The sequence below is a fragment of the Diaphorobacter sp. C33 genome, assembly GCF_030503915.1.
Classification (GTDB): Bacteria; Pseudomonadota; Gammaproteobacteria; order Burkholderiales; family Burkholderiaceae_C; genus Diaphorobacter; species Diaphorobacter nitroreducens.
In genome coordinates, this window is record NZ_CP129980.1 from 1,609,694 (window position 1) to 1,636,142 (window position 26,449).

Here is a 26,449-nt window from a genome sequence, read left to right on the forward strand (position 1 = left end):
CGCCCGCCGCCCATGCACCGCCTGACCCTGCGCCTGGCCGTCGCCCTGCTGGCGGTCACCGGCCTGCCCGCCGCCTACGCGCAAAGCGTGGCGCTGGCCGGCATCCTGGGCGGCAAGGCCCTGCTGGTGGTGGACGGCAGCGCGCCGCGCAGCGTGGCACCGGGCGGCTCCCACATGGGCGTGCGCGTGGTCTCGGTGGGCCGCGACGGCGTGGTGCTGGAGGTCGCAGGCGCGCAGCGCGCGATTCAGCTGGGCGAGTCGCCCGTGAGCATTGGCGGCAGCGCGGCCGGCCAGCGTATCGTGCTCAAGGCCGACGCGCGCGGGCATTTCATCAACAGCGGCTTCATCAACGGTCGCGTGATGCAGTACATGGTGGACACAGGCGCCACCACCGTGGCCATCGGCCGGCCCGACGCGCAGCGCATGGGCCTGAAGTTCGAACAGGGCCAGCCCGTGATGATGAACACCGCCAACGGCACGGCGCAGGGCTGGCGCATGCGGCTGGAGTCCGTGCGGGTGGGCGATGTGGAACTGCGCAGCGTGGACGCCATCGTCACCGCGGAGGCCATGCCCTATGTGCTGCTGGGCAACAGCTTCCTGCGCGAATTCCACATGAACCGCAGCGGCGACGAGATGGTGCTGCAACGCCGCCGCTGACGCGCGTCGCCCTCAGGCCCCCATGTCCGCACAGCCCCAACCCAGTGGCACCGATCCGTCGGGCAGCGACTACGAAGACCTGCTGGGCCAGTGGTCCGACCTGGAGTCCGCCCTGTCGGCGCTGCTCGCGCGGCCACGGCAGGCGCGCGACTTCGTGGCCAAGGTGCGCCAGTGCGACCGCTGGCTTCAGGACCTGGTGGCGCACGACATCGACGCCGCGCTGTACCTCATGTTCCAGCTCGCCGCCACCTCCACCGTGGGCTACAGCGCATCGCATGCCCTGGTGTGCGGCACGCTGTGCCACATCCTGGCGCAGGAGTTGCATTTGCCGCCGCAGGAGCGCGACAGCCTGGTGCGCGCGGCGTTCACCATGAACATCGGCATGACGGCGCTGCAGGATGCGCTGGCCGTGCAGCGCGAGCCGCTCTCGGCCGAGCAGCAGCAGGTCGTGGCCAGCCACCCTCGGCTTGGACTGGACATGCTGGAAGATCTGCAGGTCACCAACGACCTGTGGCTGGAGATCGTGGCGACGCACCATGCGCCCTCGTCCGACGCGGCCGTCCCCCTGGCGAGCCTGCCCGTACGGGAGCGGCTCACGCGCATCCTGAGCACCATCGACCGCTACGCGGCCCTGATCAGCCCGCGCAAGTCCCGCGCCGGCCGCAGCGCCACCGATTCGGTGCGCGCCATCGTGGGCCAGGACAGCGACGCGCGCGACGAAGCCAGCCTCATGCTGGTGCGCACCGTGGGCCTGTGCCCGCCGGGCACGTTCGTGCGCCTGGACAATGGCGAGACGGCCGTCGTGCTGCGCCGCAGCGAGCGGGCGAACTTCCCGCTGGTGGCCAGCGTGCTGGATGCCAAGGGCGAGCCGCTGGCCTCGCCCGCGCTCTACCACACGGTGCGCGGACAGCCGCGCATCCAGTCGGCGCTGGCGCGGTCGGCGGTGACGGTGGAACTGCACAACCGCACCATGGTGCGCCTGGGGCTTTATGCGGCCCAGCGCACACAGACCCTGTCCCGCTGAAAAGCCGGGCCTGCCGCATCAGGAAACACACGGCACTGCGTGCCGCCTGCCGGGTGCGGACAGGCGCGTGTCCGGCTTTTAGGCTTTCTTCTTGGAGCCTAGGCGCGATTCCTTGCCCTGTAGCAGGCGCTGGATGTTTTCCTTGTGGCGCCAGGCCAGCAGGCCCGACATCACGGCGATGGCCATGCCCACGCGCGCATCGGTGTACCAGGCTACGCCACCGCCCAGCACGTAGAAGAACGGCGCGAACACCGCGGCCACCAACGAGGCCAGCGACGAGTAGCGGAAGAAGAACGCAATGATCACCCAGGTGAGCAGCGTGGCCAGGCCCAGCCAGCCGCTGATGCCCATGAGCACTCCCAGCGCCGTGGCCACGCCTTTGCCGCCTTCAAAACGGAAGAACACCGGCCACAGGTGGCCGAGGAACGCCGCCAGGCCGACCAGCGCCATGGTGCCCTCCTCCAGACCGTAGGGCGCGCCGAACCAGCGCACCAGCACCACGGGCAGCCAGCCCTTGAGCGCATCGAACAGCAGCGTGACGGCAGCCGCCGCCTTGGAGCCCGAGCGCAGCACGTTGGTGGCGCCGGGGTTCTTGCTGCCGTAGGTGCGCGGGTCGGACAGCCCCATCACGCGGCTGACGATGACGGCAAACGACAGGGAGCCCAGCAGGTAGGCGGCCACGGCAGCGGCAAGGGGCAGAAGGACAGTGCTCACGACAAGGGGCGCTCAGGGAAGGTGAATGACAAAAGCAAAACCGCCCTATTCTGCCAGCGCGCACTGCACCGGCCGCGCACCCAGCAGCTGCACGCAGACCTGCGGGTCCAGCTGCACCAGGAAGCCGCGGCGCCCGCCGTTGATGGCGATGCGCGGCAGCTGCAGGATGCTCTCCTCGATGAACACCGGCATCTGCTTGCGCGTGCCGAACGGCGAAGTGCCGCCCACCAGGTAGCCGCTGTGGCGGTTGGCCACCTCGGGCTTGCAGGGCTCCACGCTCTTGGCGCCGATCTGGCGCGCAAGGTTCTTGGTGGACACCTTGCAGTCGCCGTGCATGAGCACGATCAACGGCTTGGCGTCCTGGTCCTGCATCACCAGCGTCTTGACCACCACGTGTTCGTCCAATCCCAGTTGGCGTGCCGACTCCTCGGTGCCGCCATGCTCCACGTAGTCGTACGGGTGCTCCGTGAAGGCGACCTTGTGCGCGCGCAGCAGTTGCGTGGCAGGGGTTTCGCTCACGTGGGCGGTCTTGTCCTTCTTGGCCATAAACTCAAAAACAATAGCTGCCCGCGCTTACCAATCAAGCGTTACAGGCCGATTCGATCCAAAACTCACTGCGCCGGATCGCGCATCTCCCAGCGCACCGCATCGATGGCGGCCAGCAGTTCGGGCGACAGGCGCGTGTCCCACGCATCCAGGTCTTCGTCCAGTTGCGCAAGGGATGTCACGCCGATGATGGTGCTGCTCACGCGCCATTGGTGGTAGCAGAAGGCCAGCGCCATCTGCGTGGGCGACAGGCCGTGGTCACGCGCGAGCTGGTTGTAGCGGCGCGCCGCAGCCAGCGCCTCGGGACGGCCCCAGCGCTGCTTGCGCACCGACTCATAGCGCGCGATGCGCGCCTGTTGCGGCGCACCCGCGTCGGCGGGCGCGTACTGGTCGAACTTGCCGGTGAGCAGGCCGAACGCCAGCGGCGAATACGCAAGCAGCGACACGCCCAGGCGGTGGCACGTCTCGTCCATGGCGTTTTCCCAGCTGCGGTTGAGCAGGCAGTACGGGTTCTGGACCGACGCCACGCGCGGCAGCCCGTGCTGCTCCGCCAGGCGCACGAACTCGTGCACGCCGTAGGGCGTCTCATTGGACAGGCCGACATAGCGCACCTTGCCCGCACGCACCAGGCCGGCCAGTGCTTCCAACTGGTCGTGGATGGGCGTGGTGCTGACTTCCTTGGACGGGTCGTAGTACAGCGTGCCGAACGCGGGCACGTGCCGCTCGGGCCAGTGGATCTGGTACAGGTCGATCACGTCGGTCTGCAGCCGGCGCAGGCTGCCCTCACACGAGGCGACGATGTCCGCCGCCGTCATGCCCTGGCCCTTGCGGATCCACGGCATGCCGCGCGACGGGCCCGCCACCTTGGTGGCCAGCACCACCTTGCCGCGCATGCCCGGGCGGCTGGCGAACCAGCGGCCGATGATGGATTCGGTGGCGCCACAGGTGGCCTCGCGCGCGGGCACGGCATACATCTCGGCCGTGTCGATGAAGTTCACGCCGCGCTCCAGCGCGCGGTCGAGGATGGCGTGCGCCGCCGGCTCCGCCACTTGTTCGCCAAAGGTCATGGTGCCCAGGCAGATCGGCGTGACGTGCAGGTCGCTGTGGCCAAGGGGAAGGGTATGCATGAAGGCTCCGAAAGACAGTTGCGCCCGAGTTTACGGATTCGCGTCACATCGCGCAGGCCGCACCCACTCCGCCGCGTTGTCGCCGCCACGACGCGCCGCGGACGGTTCACCGCGAAATAATCCACCCATGTACCAAGCCCAATGCCCTTGCCGCACCGAGACCGTTCCCGTTCGCACGCTGCACTACCACGTGCGGGTCTGGGGCGAGCGCCCCGCCGATGCGCCGCCCCTCGTGCTGCTGCATGGCTGGATGGACGTGGGCGCGTCCTACCAGTTCGTGGTGGACGCCTTCAGCGCCGCCTTTGCCGCGGGCCGCCAGATCATCGCGCCGGACTGGCGCGGCTTCGGCCACACGCGCACGCCCGCACCGAGCGACAGCTACCACTTCGTGGACTACCTGGCCGACCTGGACCAGCTACTGGACCACTATGCCGGCGAGCAGCCCGTGGACCTGGTGGGCCACAGCATGGGCGGCAACGTGGCCATGCTGTATGCCGGCGCGCGGCCGTCGCGCATCCGCCGCCTGGTGAACCTGGAGGGCTTCGGCTTGCCCGCCACCCAGCCGGCGCGGGCCCCCCAGCGGCTGGCGCAGTGGATGGACGAGATCCGCCAATTCGAGCGCGGCGACCTGGCCCTGAAGCACTACGACAGCGCCGACGGCGTGGCCCTGCGGCTGATGAAGACCAACCCGCGCCTGCCCTCGGACAAGGCCGCATGGCTCGCCCGCCATTGGGCGGCGCAAGATGCCCAGGGCCGCTGGCACATCCAGGGCGATGCGGCGCACAAGATCGTGAACCCGCAGCTGTACCGGGTGGACGAGGTGCTGGCGCTGTACCAGGCCATCACCGCGCCGGTGCTCTCGGTGCATGCCAGCGACGACAGCCTGGGCCAGTGGTGGAAGGGCCGCTACACGCTGCAGGAATACCACCAGCGCCTGACCCAGGTGCGCGACGTGCGGCACGCTGTGGTCGAGGACGCAGGCCACATGCTGCACCACGACCAGCCGCAGGCCGTGGCGGCGCTGATCGAGGCGTTCGTGGCCGGGCCGGCGCCCGCAGCCTGAGTCGACGCCTTGCGCACGCGGCGCTCGCGCTGCCCACGCTCGCCTGTGCGTCGTGCAACGGGCGCGGCCGCTGCTCACGGGCGGCCCCACCGCAGATATCCCCGCCGCGCAGCGCGGTGTCGTGGCAAGCGCTGCCGCCCGTGGCCGACAATCGGGCAACCGCGCTTTGCCGCTTTGTTGTCAACCCACGAAAGGTAGCCCCACCGCATGGACCAGAACCGCGACGCCCACCCTCCCGCCACCCGCATCGGCATCGTCGGCTACGGCAATCTGGGGCGCGGCGTTGAGGCCGCAATCGCCAAGAACCCCGACATGGCGATTGCCGGCATCTTCACGCGCCGCGACCCCGCGCAGCTCAAGCCGCTGGGCGCAAGCGTTCCGGTGCACGGCATGGACAGCCTGTTGCGCCACAAGGGCGCTATCGATGTGCTGGCGCTGTGCGGTGGTTCCAAGGACGACCTGCCCTGGCAAAGCCCCGAGCTGGCCGCGCATTTCAATCTGGTGGACAGCTTCGACACCCATGCGCGCATCCCCGGGCATTTCGCCGCCGTGGACGCCGCGGCCCAGGCCGGCCAGACCACCGCACTGATCTCGGCCGGCTGGGATCCGGGCCTGTTCTCCATCAACCGCGTGATGGGCGAGGCCCTGCTGCCCGACGGGGCTACCTACACTTTTTGGGGCAAGGGCCTGAGCCAGGGCCACTCCGACGCGGTGCGCCGCGTGCCCGGCGTGGCGGGTGGCGTGCAGTACACCATCCCCGTGCCCGAGGCAGTGGACAAGGTGCGCAGCGGCGTGCGTCCCGATCTGTCCACGCGCGAGAAGCACCGGCGCGAGTGCTTCGTGGTGCTGCAGGACGGTGCCGACGCTGACGCGGTGCGCCGGGCCATCGTCGGCATGCCGCACTACTTTGACCAGTACGACACCACGGTGCAGTTCATCAGCGCCGAGGAACTGGCGCGCGACCATGGCGCCATGCCGCACGGCGGGTTCGTGATCCGCAGCGGCAACACCTCGGCGCCCAGCAAGCAGGTCATCGAATACCGACTGCAGCTGGACAGCAACCCCGAGTTCACCGCCAGCGTGCTGGTGGCCTATGCACGCGCGGTGCACCGCATGCACGCGGCGGGTCAGTTCGGTTGCAAGACCGTGCTGGACGTGGCGCCCGCCCTGCTGTCGGCCAAGAGCGCGGCGGAACTGCGCGAGCAGTTCCTGTAAGCCCCGCGGGCATCAGGCAAAAACAGCCTATAGCGCCCACCCATCAAGCGCAGATAGCTATCATAAAGATAGCAACCGCATATAATCCCGGCCGGTTCCCGGCGCTGCAGAGTGTGTTAGCGGGGGCATCAGCCCGCCATGAGAAAATCGCGCGTTATTCACAAGACACCACCAGGACACCCGCACCATGGAAGCAGAACGCATCAACCTCATCGGCACCACCCTCGAAGACCTGACCGAGCGGACCCAAGAGCTACGGAGGTATCTTTGACTACGATGCCAAGTTCGAACGCCTGCGCACCGTCAACGCATCGCTAGAAGACCCGGCTGTCTGGAACGACCCCAAGAAGGCCCAGGAGCTCGGCAAGGAAAAGAAGTCGCTCGACGCCGTGGTGCTGACGCTGCAAAAGCTCACCACCGAGCTGGCCGACAACGCCGAGCTCTACGAAATGAGCAAGGAAGAAGGCGACGAGGCGGGCCTGATGACCATCGAAGCCGAGGCCGAGAAGCTGCGCCCGCTCATCGAGGAGCTGGAATTCCGCCGCATGTTCAGCAATGAGGCCGACCCGCTGAACTGCTTCGTGGACATCCAGGCCGGCGCCGGCGGCACCGAGGCCTGCGACTGGGCCAGCATGCTGCTGCGCCAGTACCTGAAGTACGCCGAGCGCAAGGGCTTCAAGGCCACGGTGGAAGAAGAAACACCGGGCGACGTGGCCGGCATCAAGAGCGCCACGATCAAGATCGAGGGCGAGTACGCCTACGGCCTGCTGCGCACCGAGACCGGCGTGCACCGCCTGGTGCGCAAGTCACCGTTCGACTCGTCGGGCGGGCGCCACACATCGTTCGCGTCGCTGTTCGTCTACCCCGAGATCGATGACTCCATCGAGATCAACATCAACCCGTCCGACGTGCGCACCGACACCTACCGTGCCTCGGGCGCGGGCGGCCAGCACATCAACAAGACCGATTCGGCCGTCCGTCTGACACACATCCCCACGGGGATCGTGGTGCAGTGCCAGGATGGCCGCAGCCAGCACAGCAACCGCGACGTGGCCTGGCAGCGCCTGCGCTCGCGCCTGTATGACTTCGAAATGCGCAAGCGCATGGAAGAGCAGCAGAAGCTGGAAGACACCAAGACCGACGTGGGCTGGGGCCACCAGATCCGCAGCTACGTGCTGGACAACAGCCGCATCAAGGACCTGCGCACCAACGTCGAAGTCTCCGCCACGCAGAAGGTGCTGGACGGCGACCTGGACGTGTTCATCGAAGCCTCGCTCAAGCAGGGTGTCTAAACAGGGCGTGCAAACGCGCCCGCACAGATTGGAAAGCCCATCGCCATGATGAGAGAAGGACAACCCATCGCCATCCACCGTGCCGACTACGCGGCCCCCGCGTACTGGATCGACACGGTGGATCTCACCTTTGACCTGGACCCGGCCAAGACCCGCGTGCTGAGCCGCCTGCGCGTGCGCCGCAATGCCGACGTACCCGCGCAGCCGTTGCGCCTGGATGGCGACGAGCTGAACCTGGCGCGCGTGATGGTCAACGGCGCCGGCACCTCGTTCAAGCTGGACGGCGGCCAGCTGGTGCTGGAAAACCTGCCGGAGGGCACCGAGCCCTTCGAGCTGGAGATTTTCACCACCTGCGCGCCCGCCAAGAACACCCAGCTGTCGGGCCTGTACGTGAGCCAGGGCACCTTCTTCACGCAGTGCGAGGCCGAGGGATTTCGGCGCATCACCTACTTCCTGGACCGCCCCGACGTCATGGCCAGCTACAGCGTGCTGCTGCGCGCCAGCAAGGCCGACTACCCCGTGCTGCTGTCCAACGGCAACCTGGTGGACAGCGGCGAGCTGGAAGACGGCCGCCACTTCGCCAAGTGGGTGGACCCGCACAAGAAGCCCAGCTACCTGTTCGCCCTGGTGGCCGGCAAGCTGGTCGCGCGCGAGCAGAAGATCAAGAGCCGCGCGGGGCGCGAGCATCTGCTGCAGGTGTACGTGCGCCCGGGCGACCTGGAGAAGACCGAGCACGCCATGAACTCCCTCATGGCCAGCATCGCGTGGGACGAGGCGCGCTTCGGCCTGAGCCTGGACCTGGACCGCTTCATGATCGTCGCCACCAGCGACTTCAACATGGGCGCCATGGAAAACAAGGGCCTGAACATCTTCAACACGAAGTACGTTCTGGCCAGCCAGGCCACGGCGACGGACGTGGACTTCGCCAACATCGAGTCCGTAGTGGGCCACGAGTACTTCCACAACTGGACAGGCAACCGCGTCACCTGCCGCGACTGGTTCCAGCTGTCGCTCAAGGAAGGCCTCACCGTCTTTCGCGACCAGGAATTCAGCATGGACATGGCGGGCAGCCCGTCCGCGCGCGCCGTCAAGCGCATCGAGGACGTGCGCGTGCTGCGCACCGTGCAGTTCCCCGAGGATGCGGGCCCCATGGCCCACCCCGTGCGGCCCGACAGCTATGTCGAGATCAACAACTTCTACACCGTCACGATCTATGAGAAGGGCTCCGAGGTCGTGCGCATGCAGCACAACCTGGTCGGGCGCGACGGTTTTGCCAAGGGGCTGAAGCTGTACTTCGAGCGCCACGACGGCCAGGCCGTGACCTGCGACGACTTCGCCCAGGCCATGGCCGACGCCAACCCCGGCAGCCCGCTGGCCCAGCACCTGGAGCAATTCAAGCGCTGGTACTCCCAGGCAGGCACGCCGCGCGTGAAGGCCGTTGGCCAGTACGACGCCGACGCACGCCGCTACACGCTCACGCTGTCCCAAAGCTGCCCCGCCACGCCGGGCCAGCCCGACAAGCTGCCCTTTGTGATCCCCGTGACGCTGGGCCTGGTGGGCACCGACGGCCGCGCCCTGGCACTGCAGCTGGACGGCGAAGCCGCGGCGGGCGCTCCGGAGCGCACCGTGGTGCTGACCGAGGGCGAGATGACGCTCACCTTCACAGGGGTGGACGTGCCGCCCGTGCCCTCGCTGCTGCGCTCCTTCAGCGCACCGGTGGTCCTGGACTGCGAATACAGCGACGCCGAGCTGCTCACCCTGCTGGCGCACGACAGCGATGCCTTCAACCGCTGGGAAGCCGGCCAGCGCCTGATGCTGCGCATCGCTATCAATGCGATAGCTGATGGCGCTTTACTGGCGGGCGTAAACGGCCAGATCGGCCAGAACCTCCTGCCCCAGCCGCTGGTGCAGGCCATGCGCGACGTACTGCGCCACCCCACGCTGGACGCGGCCTTCAAGGAACTGGTGCTGACCCTGCCGTCCGAGGGCTACATCGCCGAGCAGCTGGACACGGTGGACCCGCAGCGCGTGCATGCCGTGCGCGAGGCGCTGCGCGAGCAGCTGGCCCTGGCGCTGCGTGACGACTGGGTCTGGGCCTGGGAGGAGCACCACGCCACGGGCGGCTACCGCCCGGATGCCGTGTCGGCGGGCCGCCGCGCCCTGGCCGGCCTAGCCCTGGGCATGCTGTGCCTGGCCGCACGTTCCAGCGGCGACATCGTGTGGCCCGGCAAGACCTACCAGCGCTTCAAGGACGCGGGCAATATGACCGACCGCTTCAACGCGCTGGCGGCGCTGGTCGGCAGCGGCCACGAGTTGGCAGCGCCCGCGCTGGCGCGCTTTCATGCGCTGTTCAAGGACGACGCCTTGGTGCTGGACAAGTGGTTCGCGCTGCAGGCGGGCGCGCCCGACCGCGGCGGCCAGGTGCTGCCGGCCGTGCGCCAGCTCATGAAGCACCCGGACTTCCACATCAAGAACCCCAACCGCGCGCGCAGCGTGATCTTCAGTTACTGCAACGGCAACCCCGGGGGCTTTCACCGCACCGACGCCGCCGGCTACGTCTTCTGGGCCGACCGCGTGCTGGAGCTGGACAGTCTCAACCCCCAGGTGGCCGCCCGCCTGGCGCGTGCGCTGGACCGCTGGAAGAAGCTCGCCGAGCCTTACCGCACGGCCGCCCACGAAGCCATCTCCCGCGTGGCCGCCAAGTCCGACCTCTCCAACGACGTGCGCGAAGTCGTCACCCGCGCCCTTGCCGATTAAGAAAGGCCTCCATGACCGAACGTATCAGCCTCACCCGCTACCTTGTCGAGCAGCAGCGCGTCCATGGCCGCATCCCCCCGCAGTTGCGCCTGCTGGTGGAGGTGGTCGCGCGCGCCTGCAAGCGCATCAGCTTCGCCGTGAACAAGGGCGATCTCGGCGACGTGATGGGCACCGCCGGAACCGAGAACGTTCAGGGTGAGGTGCAGAAGAAGCTGGACATCATTGCGAACGAGGTGTTGATCGAAGCCAACGAATGGGGCGGGCATCTGGCTGCGATGGCATCTGAGGAAATGGATGGGATCTATGTGGTGCCTAACCGCTTTCCCCAGGGCGAGTACCTGCTGATGTTCGACCCCCTGGACGGTTCGTCCAACATCGACGTCAACGTGAGCATTGGCACCATTTTCTCGGTGCTGCACAAGCACCATGACGATCCCACCACCGACGAACCCGTCACCGAAGCCGACTTCTTGCAACCCGGCCACCAGCAGGTCGCAGCAGGCTACTGCATCTATGGTCCGCAGACCACGTTGGTGCTGACCGTGGGCGACGGCGTGGCCATGTTCACGCTGGACCGCGAACAGGGCTCCTTCGTGCTCACGCGCGAGAACATCCGTATTCCCGAGGACACCAAGGAATTCGCGATCAACATGAGCAATATGCGCCACTGGGATGCGCCCGTGCGCCGCTACATCGACGAATGCCTGCAGGGCAAGGAAGGCCCGCGCGGCAAGGACTTCAACATGCGCTGGATCGCCAGCATGGTCGCCGACGTGCACCGCATCCTGATGCGCGGCGGCATCTTCATGTACCCCTGGGACAAGCGCGAGCCAAACAAGCCCGGCAAGCTGCGCCTGATGTATGAGGCCAACCCCATGGGCTGGCTGGTCGAGCAGGCCGGCGGCGCCGCCACCAACGGCCGCCAGCGCATCCTGGACATCCAGCCCGCCCAGTTGCACGAACGCGTGAGCGTGATCCTGGGCTCAAAGAATGAGGTCGATCGCGTGACAAGTTACCACTCCGGTATATAATCTGAGTCTTCGCCGGTGTAGCTCAGTCGGTAGAGCAGCTCATTCGTAATGAGAAGGTCGCGTGTTCGATTCATGTCTCCGGCACCACAATGAAAGCCCCTGATTCGCAAGAGTCAGGGGCTTTTGCTTTGCGGAGTGCATGGGAAGTCCGGCGCTCTCGGAGAGTTGGACCATCCGTTGCGGCTTCTCTGCCATCCACCCGCCGCACCGCAAAGCCGACGTAAAGACCCCTTCGACCTCTAGCAAGCATCCAGCAAGCGCTGACCGCTATATTTTTTGCATCGCCGACAATCCAGAGTTCCTGAATCCGGACTCTGCCATGCTCCCTGCAACGCACTTCGCACTGTTGGCCCTCCGACGCTGGGCCTGGCTACTAGCCGTAGCTGCTTGTGTAGGAGCATCAAACGCGCAGCCGGCTGCTGCCCTGGAGTCGCCCTCCTCCGCGGACCCGGCGGCGCCCTCGCCCACGCTGGCGCAGCATTACCACCCGGGCGTGGTGGTCGCGGACTATTGGGTGAGCGAAAAATACGACGGTGTGCGCGCCCTCTGGACCGGTCATCAACTGATCAGCCGGCAGGGCCTGCCCATCCGGGCGCCAGCGTGGTTCACCGCCGGCTGGCCGCCGGTACCGATGGATGGCGAACTGTGGGCAGGCCGCGGCCAGTTTGCCGCCGCGCAGGCGGCCGTGGCGCAGGCCACGCCCGACGATGCCCAGTGGCGCGCGCTGCAGTACATGGTGTTCGACCTGCCGCGCGCGCCGGGCGGTTTCGGCGAGCGCCTGCCCCTGCTGCGCCGCACCGTGGCCCATCTGTACCAGCCGTGGGTCCAGCCTGCCGCGCAGTGGCGGGTGTCCAGCCACACGGAACTGGTGGGGCAGCTGCACCGGCTGGAGAAGGCTGGCGCCGAGGGACTGATGCTGCGCCGGGACGACGCGCCCTACCGTGGCGGGCGCAGCGACGATCTGCTCAAGCTCAAGACCTTCGAGGATGCGGAGGCCGTGGTGGTAGGGCACGTGCCCGGACGCGGAAAATACGCGGGCCAGACCGGCGCGCTGCTGGTGGCGCTGCCCGACGGCCGGCGCCTGCGCTTGGGCAGCGGCCTGCCGGATGCGGTGCGGCGCAATCCACCGCCGGCGGGCACCGTGGTGACCTACCGCTTCAACGGCACCCACGCAAGCGGCTTGCCGCGGTTTGCGCGCTTCTGGCGAGTGCGCGCCGACGCGCCCTCTGCGGCCAACGCGGCCGCTGCCGGCGGGCAGGCCAATCTGGAGCCCGCCCCAGCAAGAAACAGAGGTAAATGAGGCCCTAGCGCACGCCCAGCAAGCGCTTCCAGCTACTAAAACAGAAGCAAAAGGGGCGGTCGTCCGCCCCTTTTCAGCCCGCCCCTCCTGCGATAGGCGCTGCCGGCACTTCAGATGGTGCGGCCAAACGGGCCGTCGCTGCCCACCTGCACCAGCGACTCAGGGTCGTTGGCGCGGGGCTTGCGGCTGCCGCCCGTGCCCTGCGTCACGCAGTCGGCGTAATAACGCACGTTGCCGTTGTCGTCCTCGATCTCCACCAGGCCGTGGATGTCGGTCTCGAACCCCGGGCAGAGCTTGGAGAACTCGCGCGAGAACTTGAGATAGTCCACGATCTTCTTGTTGAACACCTCGCCGGGAATCAGCAGCGGAATGCCCGGCGGGTACGGCGTGATCAGGCTGGTGGTGATGCGGCCTTCCAGCTGGTCGATCTCCACGCGCTCGGTCTTGCGCTGCGCGATGTGGGCATAGGCGTCGCTGGGCTTCATGGCCGGCGTGAGGTCCGAGAGATACATCTCGGTCGTCAGGCGGGCGATGTCGTACTTGGCGTACAGCTGGTGCACATGCTGGCAGAGGTCCTTCAGGCCCATGCGCTCGTAGCGCTTGTGCTGCTGGCAGAACTCGGGAAGGATGCGCCACATGGGCTGGTTCTTCTCGTAGTCGTCCTTGAACTGCTGCAGGGCGGCCAGCAGCGTATTCCAGCGGCCCTTGGTGATGCCGATGGTGAACATGATGAAGAACGAGTACAGGCCCGTCTTCTCCACCACCACGCCGTGCTCCGACAGGTATTTCGTGACGATGCTGGCCGGAATGCCGGTCTTGTCGAACTTGCCGTCCAGGTTCAGGCCGGGCGTGACGATGGTGGACTTGATCGGGTCCAGCATGTTGAAGCCGTCGGCCAGCGCACCGAAGCCATGCCACTTGCTCGGGCCGTTCTTCTTGCCCTTGGCGTCGCCGCGGATGATCCAGTCATCTGCACGGCCGACACCCTCGTCGGCGAGCTTGTCGGGGCCCCAGACCTTGAACCACCAGTCGTCCTTGCCGAACTCGTCCTCCACCTTGCGCATGGCGCGGCGAAAGTCCAGCGCTTCGACCAGGCTTTCCTCCACCAGGGCGGTGCCGCCGGGCGGCTCCATCATGGCTGCAGCCACGTCGCAGCTGGCGATGATGCTGTACTGCGGGCTGGTCGAGGTGTGCATCAGGTACGCCTCGTTGAACAGGTGGCGGTCCAGCTTGGTCGTTTGGCTGTCCTGCACCAGCACATGGCTGGCCTGGCTGATGCCGGCCAGCAGCTTGTGGATGGACTGCGTGGCGTACACCACCGACTGCTTGGGCCGCGCGCGCTTCTTGCCCATGGCGTGGTAGCTGCCGTAGAACGGGTGGAAGGCCGCGTGGGGCAGCCAGGCCTCGTCGAAGTGCAGGTTCTCGACGTAGCCATCGAGCATGCCCTTGATGGTTTCGGTGTTGTAGAGCACGCCGTCGTAGGTGGACTGCGTGAGAGTCAACACACGCGGCTTGACCTTCTTGGCGTCCACGCCCTTGAGCAGCGGGTTGGCCTTGATCTTCGCCTGGATGGTCGCGGGCTCGAATTCGCTTTGCGGAATGGGCCCGATGATGCCGAAGTGGTTGCGCGTGGGTTTCAGGAACACGGGAATCGCCCCGGTCATGATGATGCTGTGCAGGATGGACTTGTGGCAGTTGCGGTCCACCACCACCACGTCACCCGGTGCCACGGTGTGGTGCCACACCATCTTGTTGGAGGTGGACGTGCCGTTGGTCACGAAGAAGCAGTGGTCGGCGTTGAAGATGCGCGCGGCATTGCGCTCGCTCTCGCCGATGGCGCCGTTGTGGTCCAGCAGTTGGCCCAGTTCTTCGACGGCATTGCAGACGTCCGCGCGCAGCATGTTCTCACCATAGAACTGGTGGTACATCTGGCCCACGGGGCTCTTGAGGAACGCCACGCCGCCCGAGTGGCCCGGGCAGTGCCAGCTGTAGGAGCCGTCTTCCGCGTAGTCCAGCAGCGCCTTGAAAAATGGCGGCTGCACGCCCTCCAGGTAGCTCTTGGCCTCGCGGATGATGTGCTTGGCCACGAATTCGGGCGTGTCCTCGAACATGTGGATGAAGCCGTGCAGCTCGCGCAGGATGTCGTTGGGCAGGTGGCGCGCGGTCTTGGTCTCGCCGTGCACGTAGATCGGCACATCGGCGTTCTTGCGGCGTACCTCTTCGATGAAGGTGCGCAGGCTGTGCACGATGGGATCCTGGCCCGTGCCCAGCGTGAATTCCTCGTCGTCGATCGACAGGATGAACGCGCTGGCGCGGCTTTGCTGCTGGGCGAACTGGGACAGGTCGCCGTAGCTGGTCACTCCCAAGACCTCGAACCCTTCCGCCTCGATGGCCTGCGCCAGCGCCCGAATCCCCAGGCCGGAGGTGTTCTCTGAACGATAGTCCTCGTCGATGATGACGATGGGAAAGCGAAATTTCATGCGCTGCCTCCGATGACCGGGCCAAAAAAACGAAAGAGGCGCGCAGTGTAAGGAATATGCGTGCTATCCCTATGAACACCGCAGCATTTCGCCCAGAATCCATCGACCTGGAAACAACACCGCGCCGCCCGCCGGCGCGCACCCGACAGAGAGGGAAGGAGAAAACACACATGAATCTGGACGCATCCACGCTCTGGTGGCTCATGGCCGGGGTGGCCGTGGTGGCCGAGCTGCTCACCGGCACCTTTTACCTGCTGATGCTGGCCGTGGGCCTGGCGGCCGGCGCACTCGCGGCCCACGCGGGCCTGGGCAACACGGCGCAGATCCTGGTGAGCGCACTGGTCGGGGCCGGCACCGTGCTGGGGGCCTACGTCAAGCGCCGCAGCCGGCCGGGCGAGCCGTCCGCGCGGGCCGACCGCAGCGTGAACCTGGACGTGGGCGAGACGGTGTTCATCGACGCCTGGCAGCCCGATGGCACAGCCGTCGTGAAGTACCGCGGCGCGAGCTGGACCGCCATCCACCGCCCGGGCATCACGCCCGCCACTGGCCCGCACCGCGTGGCCGAACTGGTGGGCAACCGCCTGCTGGTGGATCCGCTGTAGTCATCCGGAACCGGGGGCGGCCTCGCTACCATCCGCCCTGCCCTTCACCGCCGCACGCGGCACAGAAAGAAAAACCTCATGGAAATCGCCATCATCCTCTTCGTCATCGCGGTGATCTTCATCGCGCGCGCCGTCAAGATCGTGCCGCAGCAGCATGCCTGGGTGAAGGAGCGCCTGGGCAAGTACGCCGGCACGCTCACGCCGGGGCCGAAGTTCATCATCCCCTTCGTCGACCGCATCGCCTACAAGCACAGCCTGAAGGAAATCCCCCTGGACGTGCCCAGCCAGGTCTGCATCACCAAGGACAACACCCAGCTGCAGGTGGACGGCATCCTGTACTTCCAGGTGACCGACCCCATGCGCGCCAGCTACGGTTCGTCCAACTACATCACCGCCATCTCGCAGCTGGCCCAGACCACGCTGCGCAGCGTGATCGGCAAGCTGGAGCTGGACAAGACGTTCGAAGAGCGCGACATGATCAACGCCCAGGTGGTGCAGGCCATCGACGAAGCGGCGCTGAACTGGGGCGTGAAGGTGCTGCGCTACGAGATCAAGGACCTGACGCCGCCCGCCGAGATCCTGCGCGCCATGCAGGCCCAGATCACCGCCGAGCGTGAAAAGCGCGCGTTGATTGCCGCTTCGGAAGGCCGCCGCCAGGAACAGATCAACATCGCCACCGGCGAGCGTGAGGCCTTCATCGCCCGCTCCGAAGGTGAAAAACAAGCCGCCATCAACAACGCCCAGGGCGAGGCCGCCGCCATCACCGCCGTGGCCGACGCCACCGCCCAGGCCATCGAGCGCATTGCCGCCGCCATCCGCCAGCCGGGCGGCGAGCAGGCCGTGCAGCTCAAGGTCGCCGAAAAGGCCGTGGAGGCGTATGGCAAGGTGGCCGCGGACGCCACCACCACGCTCATCGTGCCCAGCAACATGACCGAGGTATCCGCACTCGTCAGTTCGGCCATGAAGATGATCCAGACGCAGCAGCGCAGCTGACCCAACGCTTTCGCTCTTTTTTTTATAGCTACCAGCGCTCACCCCACAAGCGCTGGAGCCACTTTTTGCTTAGAACTGCGCATGAACTCCCCCGTAGCCCCCTTCTTCACGGCCCGCGTGGGCGACGACGGCACCCAGTGCGATGCCTGGCCCGAGCAGCCGCTGCTGCTGTCGCTGGAGCAAGGCGGTATCGACTGGCCCAGCTCCTGCCGCAACGGCACCTGCCGCACCTGCATCGGCGTGCTGGCGGAGGGCGAGGTGCGCTACGCCATCGACTGGCCGGGCCTGACGGCAGAAGAAAAGGCCGAGGGCTGCGTGCTGCCCTGCGTGGCCTATCCCGTGAGCGACGTGAAGCTGGAGGCCCCCGCCATCTGAGCCCTGTGCCGCGCTCCGCGCACCGGTACGGTTGAGGCAGCGCAACCTGCGGCCCGCTTGCCCCCACCTGCGGCAGACTTACCGCGGCGGCGCGCGGACAACGGCCCGGCGGCGCGACTAGAATTGGCCGCTTCGGGACCGCGCGTCCCTCCTCCGTGCGGCAGGGGCCGCATCGCCGTTCTTTGGGGGCACGCCCGTTGCCCGCCCGCCGGGGAACGCACACCGCCCCGGCCCGCATGGCCCATCCGAAAGCCCTGCATGACCACCCCCCTCACGCCCGCGCCCATCTCGCCCGTCCAGGACATCGTGGCCGAGTTGCGCGCCGGCCGCATCGTGATCCTCGTCGATGAGGAAGACCGCGAGAACGAAGGCGACCTCGTGATCGCCGCGGACCATGTCACGCCCGAGGCCATCAACTTCATGGCGCGCTTCGGCCGCGGCCTGATCTGCCTGACCCTCACGCGCGAACGCTGCGAGCGCCTGCGCCTGCCGCCCATGGTGGCGCGCAACGGCACCAAGATGGGCACCGCCTTTACCGTCTCCATCGAGGCGGCCGAGGGCGTGACCACCGGCATCAGCGCCGCCGACCGCGCGCGCACCGTGCAGGCCGCCGTGGCCGCCAACGCCCAGGCTGCCGACCTGGTGCAGCCCGGCCACATCTTCCCGCTGCAGGCGGTGGATGGCGGCGTGCTCATGCGCGCCGGCCACACCGAGGCCGGCTGCGACCTGGCCGCCATGGCCGGCTGCAGCCCCTCCGCCGTGATCTGCGAGGTGATGAAGGACGACGGCACCATGGCCCGCCTGCCCGACCTGCAGCTGTTTGCGGCCGAGCACGGCATCAAGATCGGCACGATCGCCGACCTGATCGAATACCGCAGCCGCACCGAGTCGCTGGTGCACAAGGTGGCTTCGCGCCAGATCACCACGGCGTTCGGCGAGTTCACCATGCACGCCTTCCGCGACGAGCCGAGCCAGGCCGTGCACCTGGCCCTGGTCAAGGGCCAGTGGGACGCCGCAGAGAGCGTGCCCGTGCGCGTGCATGAGCCCTTGTCGGTGCTGGACCTGCTGGAAGTGGGCCGCAGCATGCACTCGTGGAGCCTGGACGCCAGCCTGCAATACATCCACCACCACGGCCAGGGCGTGGCCGTGCTGCTGAACTGCGGCGAGAGTGCCGAGCAACTGCTGGAGCAGTTCGAAGGCACGGCCCGCGCCGCCCAGGCGCCCGAGCGCGGTCGCATGGACCTGCGCACCTACGGCGTGGGCGCGCAGATCCTGCGCGAGGTGGGCGTGGCCAAGATGCAGCTCATGGGCCAGCCGCGCCGCATGCCCAGCATGGTGGGCTATGGACTCGAAATCACCGGCTACATCCCCAAGGAATAAGACATGTTTGGCGCAGACAAAGGAACCGCGGACAAGCTCGATGGCAAGAAGCTGCACATCGGCATCGTGCAGGCCCGCTTCAACGAGAACATCACCAACACCCTCGCCGCGGCCTGCCGTGCAGAGCTGCTGCGCCTGGGCGTGCAGGAAAAGCACATCCGCCACGTGCTGGTGCCCGGCGCGCTGGAAGTGCCCGTGGCGCTGCAGGCCCTGGCCGAGCGCGACGAGTACGACGCGCTGATCGCGCTGGGCTGCATCATCCGCGGCGAGACCTACCACTTCGAGCTGGTGGCCAACGAATCTGGCGCGGGCGTGACCCGCCTGGCCCTGGACTACCAGGTACCGATCGCCAACGCCATCATCACCACCGAAAACCTGGAACAGGCCCTCGCCCGCCAGACCGAAAAAGGCGTGGACGCGGCCCGCGTGGCCGTGGAAATGGCCAACTTGCTGGAGGAGCTGTCGTGACCGATTCCGCCAACCCCACGCCATCCGCGCGGCCGCCGCGCCAGCCGCGCACCGGCACCACCGGCACCGGCGCGCGCAAGGCCGGCTCCAAGTCGGGCCGTAGCCGCGCGCGCGAATTCGCCCTGCAGGCGCTCTACCAGCACCTGGTGGGAGGCAACGACGCCACCGCCATCGACGTGTTCACGCGCGACCTGTCGGGCTTTCACAAGGCCGACGCGGCGCACTACGACGCGCTCCTGCACGGCTGCATCACCACCGCCCAGTACATGGACGAGCTGATCGCACCGCAGCTGGACCGCAAGATGAGCGAGATCTCGCCCATCGAGCATGCGGTGATGTGGATCGGCGTATACGAATTCCAACATTGCCAGGACGTGCCCTGGCGCGTGGTCATCAACGAGTGCATCGAGCTGGCCAAGGAGTTCGGCGGCACCGACGGCCACAAGTACGTCAACGGCGTGCTCAACGGCCTGGCGCCGCAATTGCGCGCCACCGAGGTCGCGGCCGACAAGGCCGCCGCCCGCGGCTGAAGGCCAGCCCTCTTGCGCCGCTTCGCATTGTTCGTTCCCTCAGCGCACCCGCCGCCGGCCTCAGCCGGCGGGTGCCTGCACGTTGCATCGCCATGAAGTTTTCCACCCGCGCCGAGCGCATCGAACCCTTTTACGTGATGGAAGTGGCCAAGGCCGCCCAGGCCCTGGCGCGCGAGGTCGCCGGCACCCGCGAGCCGATGATCTTCCTGAACATCGGCGAGCCCGACTTCACCGCGCCCCCGCTGGTGGTGGAGGCGGCCGACCGCGCGGTGCGCAGCGGCGTCACGCAGTACACCAACGCCCTGGGCCTGGAGGCGCTGCGCGAGCGCATCAGCGGCTGGTATGCCGAGCGCTTTGGCGTGGATGTACCCGCGCGGCGCATCGTGGTCACGGCCGGCGCATCGGCCGCGCTGCAGCTGGCCTGCCTGGCGCTGATCGACGCGGGCGACGAGGTCCTGATGCCCGACCCCAGCTACCCCTGCAACCGCCACTTCGTGAGCGCGGCGGAAGGCAAAGCGGTGCTGATCCCCACCACGGCCGAGGAGCGCTTCCAGCTCAGCGCCGCCAAGGTCGAGGCGGCTTGGGGGGCGAAGACGCGCGGCGTGCTGCTGGCGTCGCCCTCCAACCCCACGGGCACCTCGATTGCGCCAGACGAACTGCGCCGCATCCACGATGTGGTGCGCGGCAAGGGTGGGCTCACGATCATCGACGAAATCTACCTCGGCCTGTCCTATGACGACGCCTTCGGCCAGACGGCGCTGGCGCTGGGCGAGGACGTCATCAGCATCAACAGCTTCAGCAAGTACTTCAACATGACCGGCTGGCGCCTGGGCTGGATGGTGGTGCCCGAGGCCATGGTGCCCGTGGTGGAGCGTCTGGCGCAGAACCTGTTCATCTGCGCCAGCACGGTGTCGCAGCATGCGGCGCTGGCCTGCTTCGAGCCGGACAGCATCGCCGAGTACGAACGCCGCCGCGCAGAGTTCAAGGCGCGGCGAGACTACTTCATCCCCGCACTCGATGCCCTGGGCCTCACGGTGCCGGTGCAGCCCGATGGCGCCTTCTACGCCTGGGCCGACTGCACGCAGGCCGCCGAGCGCCTGGGCGTCGCCGGCAGCTGGGACTTCGCCTACGAGCTGATGCGCCGTGCCCACCTGGCCATCACGCCGGGGCGCGACTTCGGCACGGCCGACACCCAACGCTTCGTGCGCTTTTCCACGGCCAACTCCATGGCGCAGTTGCAGGAAGCGGTGGCGCGCCTGCAGCGCCTGATCGGCTGACCCCATCCAGGCGTGCCAGAATGGCTTTCGAGTGGCCCGTTCGCATTTACTGGGAAGACACCGATGCCGGCGGCATCGTGTTCTATGCCAACTATCTCAAGTTCTTCGAGCGCGCGCGCACCGAGTGGCTGCGCTCGCGGGACCTGGGCCAGCAACGATTGCGGGAACTCACGGGCGGCATGTTTGTCGTAACCGACGCACGCCTGCGCTACCTGCGCCCCGCCCGCCTGGACGATGAACTGATTGTTACCGCCAGCCTGCGCGAAGGGGGCCGCGCTTCGCTCACAATCGAGCAGCAGGCGCTCTTGAAACCAGAGCAGATGATCCCCGACTCTCCCCCCGCACTGCTGTGCGAAGGCACCATCCGCATCGGCTGGGTGGATGCCGCCACCATGCGCCCTGCACGCATTCCGGGGTCCCTTTTGGAACGACTCTCCTCATCATGAATTCCCAAGACATGTCCATCTTGAGCCTGGTGCTCAATGCCAGCTGGGTGGTGCAGCTGGTGATGCTGCTGCTGCTCGCGGTTTCCGTGGCCAGCTGGGCCGCCATCTTCCGCAAGCTGTTCGCACTCAAGCGCGTGAAGGCTCTGAACGAAGACTTCGAGCGCGACTTCTGGTCGGGCACCAGCCTGAATGACCTGTACGCCAGCGCCACGCACAACGCCAAGAGCGCGGGCCCGATGGAGCGCATCTTCGCCAGCGGCATGCGCGAATACCAAAAGCTGCGGGAACGCCGCATCAGCGACCCCGGCACACTGCTGGACGGCGCGCGCCGCGCCATGCGCGCGAGCTTCCAGCGCGAGATGGACGTGATCGAGTCCAGCCTCTCGTTCCTCGGCTCGGTGGCCTCGGTGTCGCCCTATGTGGGCCTGTTCGGCACCGTCTGGGGCATCATGCACGCCTTCACCGGTTTCGCCGGCATGGAGCAGGTAACGCTCGCCACGGTGGCGCCCGGCATCGCCGAAGCGCTGGTGGCCACCGCCATCGGCCTGTTCGCCGCCATTCCCGCCGTGATTGCGTACAACCGCTTCGCACGCGACATCGACCGCGTGGCGACCCACCAGGAGACCTTCATCGAGGAGTTCTCCAACATCCTGCAGCGCAACCTGGGCGCACACCCCGCATCCCCCTCGGGGCATTGAGATGAAGGACATCCCCCTGAGCCGCTGGGCGGCTTCCCCTTTCTCTCGCAGCGCTACGCACTGCGGGAAAGGGGATCGATTGCTCAGCGCGGCGGGACGGCCCTTGCGCGGCATCTGCTGGCATCGGACACGTCCGTTTTATCCACAACGCGCACTGCTCAGCGCAATGGAGAACTGAAATGCCTGCCATGGCCTCACGCAGCGGCACCCGCCGCCGCTCCATGAACGAAATCAACATGGTGCCGTTCATCGACGTGATGCTGGTGCTGCTCATCATCTTCATGGTGACCGCGCCCATGCTCACGCCCAGTTCGGTGAACGTGCCTTCCGTGGGCAAAGGCGCCAAGGTGCCCAAGACGCGCGCGGACGTCATCGTCGACAAGGATGGCAGCATCCGCTTCAAGGCCGACGGCAACGAACGCACCGTGCCGCTGCAGAACCTGGGCGCCACCGCCAAGAACTGGCTCAAGGACCAGCCAGAGGACACACCCGTGCTCATCAGCGCCGACAAGAACGTGTCGTACGACGCGGTGATGAAGGCCATGTCTGCGCTGCAACAGGCGGGCGTGGCACGCGTCGCCCTGGCGGTGAAGAGCGGCGGCTGACGAGAACTTTCACACGATCTAATGCACGCCACGAACGACCGCGACCAGTTTGCCCCGCCCCGCCCGCCCGGACGCATGCGGGCCATCGCCCTGGCGGTACTCGCCCATGCCGCGCTGATCGGCGCGCTGACCTGGGGCGTGAACTGGAAGAGCAGTTCCGACCAACCGGCGGTGGAGGCCGAACTCTGGTCTGCCGTCCCCCAGCAAGCGGCGCCGCGCGCCGTGGAGCCGCCCCCACCCCCTGCTCCGGCCCCTACCCCCGCACCAGAGCCCGCGCCCGCACCGCCGCCTCCACCGCCACCACCGCGTCCGGAGCAAGCCGACACGCGCGAGGCCGATATCGCCCTGCAGCAGCAGAAGAAGCGCCTGGAAGAAGAAAAGAAAAAGCGCGAACAGCAACTGGAGCGCGAGAAGCGCGAACGCGAGCGCAAGGAAGAAGAGCGCCGCGAGCGGCTGGAGCAGGAGAAGAAGGAACGCCTGCTGGCGCAGCAAAAGGCCGAGCGCGAGAAAGCCGAACGCGAAAAGGCCGAGAAGGAGAAGGCCGCCAAGGCCGAGCAGGACAAACAGAAGAAGCTGGCCGAGGACAAGCGCCGCAAGGCCGAGGAAGCCCGTGAAGCCAAGGAGGCCGAGGCGCGCCGCCAGGAGAACCTGCGCCGCATGCAGGGGCTGGCAGGCGCCACGGGCGGCGAGACCGCCACGGGCACCGCGCAGCGCAGCTCCGGCCCCTCGGGCAGCTACGGTGGCAAGGTGGCCGCCAAGGTACGCCCCAACATCGTCTATCCCGACACCATCTCGGGCAACCCGCGCGCCGAGGTCGAGGTGCGCGCCGCGCCAGACGGCACCATCGTCGGCGCGCGCATCACCCAGTCCAGCGGCAACAAGGCGTGGGACGACGCGGTGATTCGTGCGCTGCACCGCACGGAAACCCTGCCACGCGACGTGGACGGCCGCGTGCCGTCGTCCCTGGTGATCGGCTTCCGCCCGCGCGACTGAAGCAAAAAAGAGAGCTACCTGCGCTTGCCCCTCAAAGGTTTCACATTGAAAACACCGTGAAACCTAGTTGAAACAAGCGCCGGCAGCTATCATTTTCGATAACAGCCGACAGCCAGTCGAACTCAGCTGCGCTGCTCGATGAGGCGATTGATACGCAACGCGCCGAGTGTGCAGACCACGCCCGACAGCAGATACAGCGTCACCGCCCCCAGCCCGAAACGTGCCGACAACCCCAGAGCCACCAACGGCGCGAAGGCCGCGCCGATCAGCCAGGCCAGGTCGGACGACAGTGCCGCCCCGGTGTAGCGGTGCAGGGTGGAGAAGTTGGCCGTCACCGTGCCCGATGCCTGGCCGTACGACAGGCCCAGCAGCACGAAGCCCAGCAGCAGGAACACCGTGCCGCCCACCGCGCCACCGCCCAGCAGCCAGGGCGTGGCCAGGCTGAACAGGCCAATCAGCACGGCCATGGAGCCCAGCAGGTTGCGCCGGCCCATGCGGTCGGCCAACCGCCCCGACACCACCACAGCGCCGATGGCCAGGAATGCGCCGGCGATCTGCACGCACAGCACCTCGGCCATGGAGCGGTCGGAGAACAGGGCGAACCACGACAGCGGGAACACCGTCACCACGTGAAAGAGTGCGAAGCTGGCGAGTGCCGCAAAGGCGCCCAGCACCACATTGCTCCCCTCTTCGCGCATCACGCGGGCCACGCCCACGGGCTCCAGTTCCTTCTCTTGCAGCAATTCGGCATAGGACTGCCCCACCACCAGGCGCAGCCGCGCAAACAGCGCCACCACGTTGATCGCAAAGGCCACGCAGAACGGGTAGCGCCAGCCCCAGGCCAGGAATTCTTCACTGGAGAGGCTGCCGTACAGGTAGGCGAACAACCCGGCGGCCAATGCAAACCCCACGGGCGCGCCCAGTTGCCCTACCATGGAATACCAGCCCCGGCGCTCCGGCGGTGCGGCCATCGCCAGCAGCGACGGCAGCCCGTCCCAGGAGCCGCCCAGCGCCAGCCCCTGGCCGAAGCGCAGCACCGCCAGCGCCCCAGCGGCTGCCAGCCCCGCCACCTGGTAGCTGGGCAGGAAGGCCATGCTTACCGTACAGCCGCCCAGCAGGAACAGCGCCAGCGTCAGCTTGGTGCCGCGCCCCCAGCGCCGCTGCACGGCCATGGAGATGGCGGTGCCCAGCGGCCGGGCGATGAAGGCGATGGCAAAGATGGCAAAAGCCATGAGCGTGCCGTCCAGCCGCGTCATGAAGGGAAACAACAGCGACGGGAAGACCAGCACGCAGGCGATCCCGAATACGAAGAAGTCGAAATACTCCGACGCGCGCCCGATGATCACGCCCACGGCGATCTCGCCCGGGGTGACGTCTTCGTCGGTGTGCGCGCGCGACAGCGATGCCGCGCTCTCGGGGCCGTAAACGGGGTATGCGACGGAACCGCTACTCATGACCGTACTCCTTGGCTTTGCAGACACAGCTCCGTTCTACACGCAAGCCCCGCGGTCAACAAGTACGCTTACACTGACGTCCCGCGCGGGAAAACCCTCACGCCCAGTCGGCCATCCGCGCCGCCATGGTCGCGCCCGCAGGCCGCATACGGCCTGCCATCACGCCATAAGTTTGACCCTGGACAAAATGTCCAATCGACAAATGCGCTAGGCGTATTACATTCGTCTCCGTCCAGTAATTCGCGTTTACACCTAGCGCCGCGCCCGCCCGCGCGACGCAAGGCCGTGCACGCTTTTTGACACGCCTAGCAATGCTCCAACTGAAGAAACTCCGCGGGCCCACCTGGCTCGCCGCGGCTTTGGCCGCAGCCAGCCTGGCTGGTTGCAGCAAGGCCGTCGTATTGAACCCGGCGGGTGATATCGCTGCCCAGCAGGGCAACCTGGTGGTGACTGCCACGGTGCTGATGCTGATCGTCATCGTGCCGGTGATCCTGCTGACGCTGCTGTTCGCCTGGAAGTACCGCCAGGGCAACACCGACGCCGAGTACGACCCCGACTGGCACCACTCCACCTCGCTGGAGCTGGTGATCTGGAGCGTGCCGCTGATGATCATCATTGCCCTGGGCGCGCTGACCTGGATCGCTACCCACAAGCTGGACCCCTACCGCCCTCTGGACCGCATCGACGCCCAGCGCGCGCTGGCCGCCGACGTCAAACCGCTGGAAGTGCAGGTAGTGGCCATGGACTGGAAGTGGCTGTTCTTCTACCCCGAGCAGGGCATTGCCACGGTGAACGAGGTGGCCGCGCCGGTGGACCGCCCGATCCTGTTCAAACTCACCGCCACGTCGACCATGAACGCGTTCTACGTGCCCGACCTGGCCGGCATGATCTACGCCATGCCTGGCATGCAGACCGAGCTGAACGCCATCATCAACAAGCCCGGCGTGTTCCATGGCCTTGCCTCGCACTACAGCGGCCCCGGCTTCTCCGGCATGACCTTCAAGTTCCACGGCCTGAGCGATGCTGAATTCGCCCAGTGGGTGGACAAGGCCAAGACCGAAGGCAAGCCCCTGGACAAGACCACCTACCTGCAACTGGCCAAGCCCAGCCAGCGCGACCCCGTGCAGCGCTTTTCTACCGTGGAAACGGGCCTGTACGGCAAGGTGCTCAACCGCTGCGTGGAAGACGGGCAGATGTGCATGCACGACATGATGGCCATCGACGCGCTCGGCGGCGAAGCCTTCGTCAAAGCCAACGGTCTGACGCTGCCGCAGGACGTATGCACCGCCGGCAACGCGCCACAGATCCTGGCCGCGCTGCAGCCGGGCTTAGCCCTCCCCGAGGCCCCCATCCAACAGTGAATTTGACGGACCCGACGCGGGCGCCAAGCCGGCGCCGGGCCCATTAGCCAAGAGATTCGAT

Annotated in this window: 25 protein-coding genes and 1 tRNA gene; 21 read left to right on the top strand and 5 right to left on the bottom strand. The window is 67.1% G+C overall.

What is annotated here, in order from left to right; all coding sequences use genetic code 11:
- Positions 1-12 precede the first annotated feature (12 nt).
- Together QY917_RS07655 and QY917_RS07660 are read left to right on the top strand one after the other, a co-directional pair.
- Positions 13-657: a TIGR02281 family clan AA aspartic protease gene (locus QY917_RS07655; protein WP_123675611.1), complete on the top strand. Its 645-nt coding sequence runs from the start codon at positions 13-15 to the stop codon at positions 655-657.
- Positions 658-679: 22 nt separating this feature from the next.
- The gene (locus tag QY917_RS07660; protein ID WP_123675610.1) at positions 680-1,681 is read left to right on the top strand and encodes an HD-GYP domain-containing protein; all 1,002 of its coding nucleotides are present in this window, start codon (positions 680-682) and stop codon (positions 1,679-1,681) included.
- 78 nt (positions 1,682-1,759) lie between these two features.
- On the opposite strand, the gene plsY is transcribed toward QY917_RS07660, so the two are convergent.
- From plsY to QY917_RS07675, 3 genes are all read right to left on the bottom strand, one after another.
- Complete coding sequence (plsY, locus tag QY917_RS07665; protein WP_103738426.1) at positions 1,760-2,395, bottom strand: glycerol-3-phosphate 1-O-acyltransferase PlsY; 636 nt, start codon at positions 2,393-2,395, stop codon at positions 1,760-1,762.
- Between the two features lie 45 nt (positions 2,396-2,440).
- A complete protein-coding gene (ybaK, locus tag QY917_RS07670) occupies positions 2,441-2,941 on the bottom strand; it encodes a Cys-tRNA(Pro) deacylase (RefSeq protein WP_047350456.1) in 501 nt (166 codons plus the stop codon).
- Between the two features lie 65 nt (positions 2,942-3,006).
- On the bottom strand, positions 3,007-4,068 hold the full coding sequence (locus QY917_RS07675; RefSeq protein ID WP_123675609.1) for an aldo/keto reductase: 1,062 nt from the start codon (positions 4,066-4,068) through the stop codon (positions 3,007-3,009).
- Between the two features lie 127 nt (positions 4,069-4,195).
- Between QY917_RS07675 and QY917_RS07680 the strand changes: the two genes are divergently transcribed.
- The 7 genes from QY917_RS07680 to QY917_RS07710 all read left to right on the top strand — a co-directional run bounded on the left by QY917_RS07680 (position 4,196) and on the right by QY917_RS07710 (position 12,726).
- Entirely contained in the window at positions 4,196-5,131 is a 936-nt protein-coding gene (locus QY917_RS07680; RefSeq protein WP_123675608.1) for an alpha/beta fold hydrolase, read from the top strand.
- Between the two features lie 207 nt (positions 5,132-5,338).
- Complete coding sequence (locus tag QY917_RS07685; RefSeq protein ID WP_123675607.1) at positions 5,339-6,346, top strand: diaminopimelate dehydrogenase; 1,008 nt, start codon at positions 5,339-5,341, stop codon at positions 6,344-6,346.
- Between the two features lie 187 nt (positions 6,347-6,533).
- Positions 6,534-7,638 (top strand): peptide chain release factor 2 gene (prfB, locus tag QY917_RS07690; protein WP_123675606.1). Its coding sequence is split into 2 segments (ribosomal slippage): positions 6,534-6,614 and positions 6,616-7,638, totalling 1,104 coding nucleotides; the frame shifts between segments, so codons are not numbered across the junction.
- Between the two features lie 48 nt (positions 7,639-7,686).
- The gene (gene pepN, locus QY917_RS07695) at positions 7,687-10,395 is read left to right on the top strand and encodes an aminopeptidase N (protein ID WP_123675827.1); all 2,709 of its coding nucleotides are present in this window, start codon (positions 7,687-7,689) and stop codon (positions 10,393-10,395) included.
- An 11-nt stretch (positions 10,396-10,406) separates the two neighbouring features.
- Positions 10,407-11,426 (top strand): class 1 fructose-bisphosphatase, encoded by a 1,020-nt coding sequence (locus QY917_RS07700; protein ID WP_015913677.1) that lies wholly within the window; start codon positions 10,407-10,409, stop codon positions 11,424-11,426.
- Positions 11,427-11,437: 11 nt separating this feature from the next.
- Positions 11,438-11,513 (top strand) — tRNA-Thr (locus tag QY917_RS07705).
- 232 nt (positions 11,514-11,745) lie between these two features.
- Positions 11,746-12,726 (top strand): DNA ligase, encoded by a 981-nt coding sequence (locus tag QY917_RS07710; RefSeq protein WP_123675605.1) that lies wholly within the window; start codon positions 11,746-11,748, stop codon positions 12,724-12,726.
- 110 nt (positions 12,727-12,836) lie between these two features.
- On the opposite strand, the gene QY917_RS07715 is transcribed toward QY917_RS07710, so the two are convergent.
- Positions 12,837-15,206: an arginine/lysine/ornithine decarboxylase gene (locus tag QY917_RS07715; protein ID WP_123675604.1), complete on the bottom strand. Its 2,370-nt coding sequence runs from the start codon at positions 15,204-15,206 to the stop codon at positions 12,837-12,839.
- Positions 15,207-15,376: 170 nt separating this feature from the next.
- Here QY917_RS07715 and QY917_RS07720 point away from each other — a divergent pair, with 170 nt between their 5' ends.
- The 11 genes from QY917_RS07720 to tolA all read left to right on the top strand — a co-directional run bounded on the left by QY917_RS07720 (position 15,377) and on the right by tolA (position 23,573).
- Positions 15,377-15,808, top strand: a complete 432-nt coding sequence (locus QY917_RS07720; RefSeq protein ID WP_011805919.1) for an NfeD family protein — start codon at positions 15,377-15,379, stop codon at positions 15,806-15,808.
- Between the two features lie 78 nt (positions 15,809-15,886).
- The gene (locus tag QY917_RS07725; RefSeq protein WP_011805920.1) at positions 15,887-16,801 is read left to right on the top strand and encodes an SPFH domain-containing protein; all 915 of its coding nucleotides are present in this window, start codon (positions 15,887-15,889) and stop codon (positions 16,799-16,801) included.
- 81 nt (positions 16,802-16,882) lie between these two features.
- Positions 16,883-17,176, top strand: a complete 294-nt coding sequence (locus tag QY917_RS07730; protein ID WP_011805921.1) for a 2Fe-2S iron-sulfur cluster binding domain-containing protein — start codon at positions 16,883-16,885, stop codon at positions 17,174-17,176.
- A gap of 258 nt (positions 17,177-17,434) precedes the next feature.
- Positions 17,435-18,556 carry a bifunctional 3,4-dihydroxy-2-butanone-4-phosphate synthase/GTP cyclohydrolase II gene (gene ribBA / locus QY917_RS07735; RefSeq protein WP_123675603.1) on the top strand — a complete coding sequence of 374 codons (1,122 nt, stop codon included), beginning with the start codon at positions 17,435-17,437 and terminating at the stop codon, positions 18,554-18,556.
- 3 nt (positions 18,557-18,559) lie between these two features.
- On the top strand, positions 18,560-19,024 hold the full coding sequence (ribH, locus tag QY917_RS07740; protein WP_047350450.1) for a 6,7-dimethyl-8-ribityllumazine synthase: 465 nt from the start codon (positions 18,560-18,562) through the stop codon (positions 19,022-19,024).
- Positions 19,021-19,554, top strand: a complete 534-nt coding sequence (gene nusB, locus QY917_RS07745; RefSeq protein WP_015913682.1) for a transcription antitermination factor NusB — start codon at positions 19,021-19,023, stop codon at positions 19,552-19,554. Before ribH ends, nusB begins: the two co-directional genes overlap by 4 nt.
- Before the next feature lie 92 nt (positions 19,555-19,646).
- On the top strand, positions 19,647-20,831 hold the full coding sequence (locus tag QY917_RS07750; protein WP_123675602.1) for a pyridoxal phosphate-dependent aminotransferase: 1,185 nt from the start codon (positions 19,647-19,649) through the stop codon (positions 20,829-20,831).
- A gap of 20 nt (positions 20,832-20,851) precedes the next feature.
- Positions 20,852-21,277 (top strand): YbgC/FadM family acyl-CoA thioesterase, encoded by a 426-nt coding sequence (locus QY917_RS07755; protein WP_011805926.1) that lies wholly within the window; start codon positions 20,852-20,854, stop codon positions 21,275-21,277.
- Complete coding sequence (gene tolQ / locus QY917_RS07760; protein WP_011805927.1) at positions 21,274-21,975, top strand: protein TolQ; 702 nt, start codon at positions 21,274-21,276, stop codon at positions 21,973-21,975. The genes QY917_RS07755 and tolQ overlap by 4 nt, the downstream gene beginning before the upstream one ends.
- A 179-nt stretch (positions 21,976-22,154) precedes the next feature.
- A complete protein-coding gene (locus QY917_RS07765) occupies positions 22,155-22,580 on the top strand; it encodes a biopolymer transporter ExbD (RefSeq protein ID WP_011805928.1) in 426 nt (141 codons plus the stop codon).
- Positions 22,581-22,601: 21 nt separating this feature from the next.
- Positions 22,602-23,573: a cell envelope integrity protein TolA gene (gene tolA / locus QY917_RS07770; RefSeq protein ID WP_011805929.1), complete on the top strand. Its 972-nt coding sequence runs from the start codon at positions 22,602-22,604 to the stop codon at positions 23,571-23,573.
- Between the two features lie 122 nt (positions 23,574-23,695).
- Here tolA and QY917_RS07775 read toward each other — a convergent pair whose 3' ends face one another.
- On the bottom strand, positions 23,696-25,027 hold the full coding sequence (locus QY917_RS07775; RefSeq protein ID WP_015913685.1) for an MFS transporter: 1,332 nt from the start codon (positions 25,025-25,027) through the stop codon (positions 23,696-23,698).
- A 311-nt stretch (positions 25,028-25,338) separates the two neighbouring features.
- Between QY917_RS07775 and cyoA the strand changes: the two genes are divergently transcribed.
- Positions 25,339-26,388 (top strand): ubiquinol oxidase subunit II, encoded by a 1,050-nt coding sequence (cyoA, locus tag QY917_RS07780; protein WP_123675601.1) that lies wholly within the window; start codon positions 25,339-25,341, stop codon positions 26,386-26,388.
- The last annotated feature ends 61 nt before the right edge of the window (positions 26,389-26,449 follow it).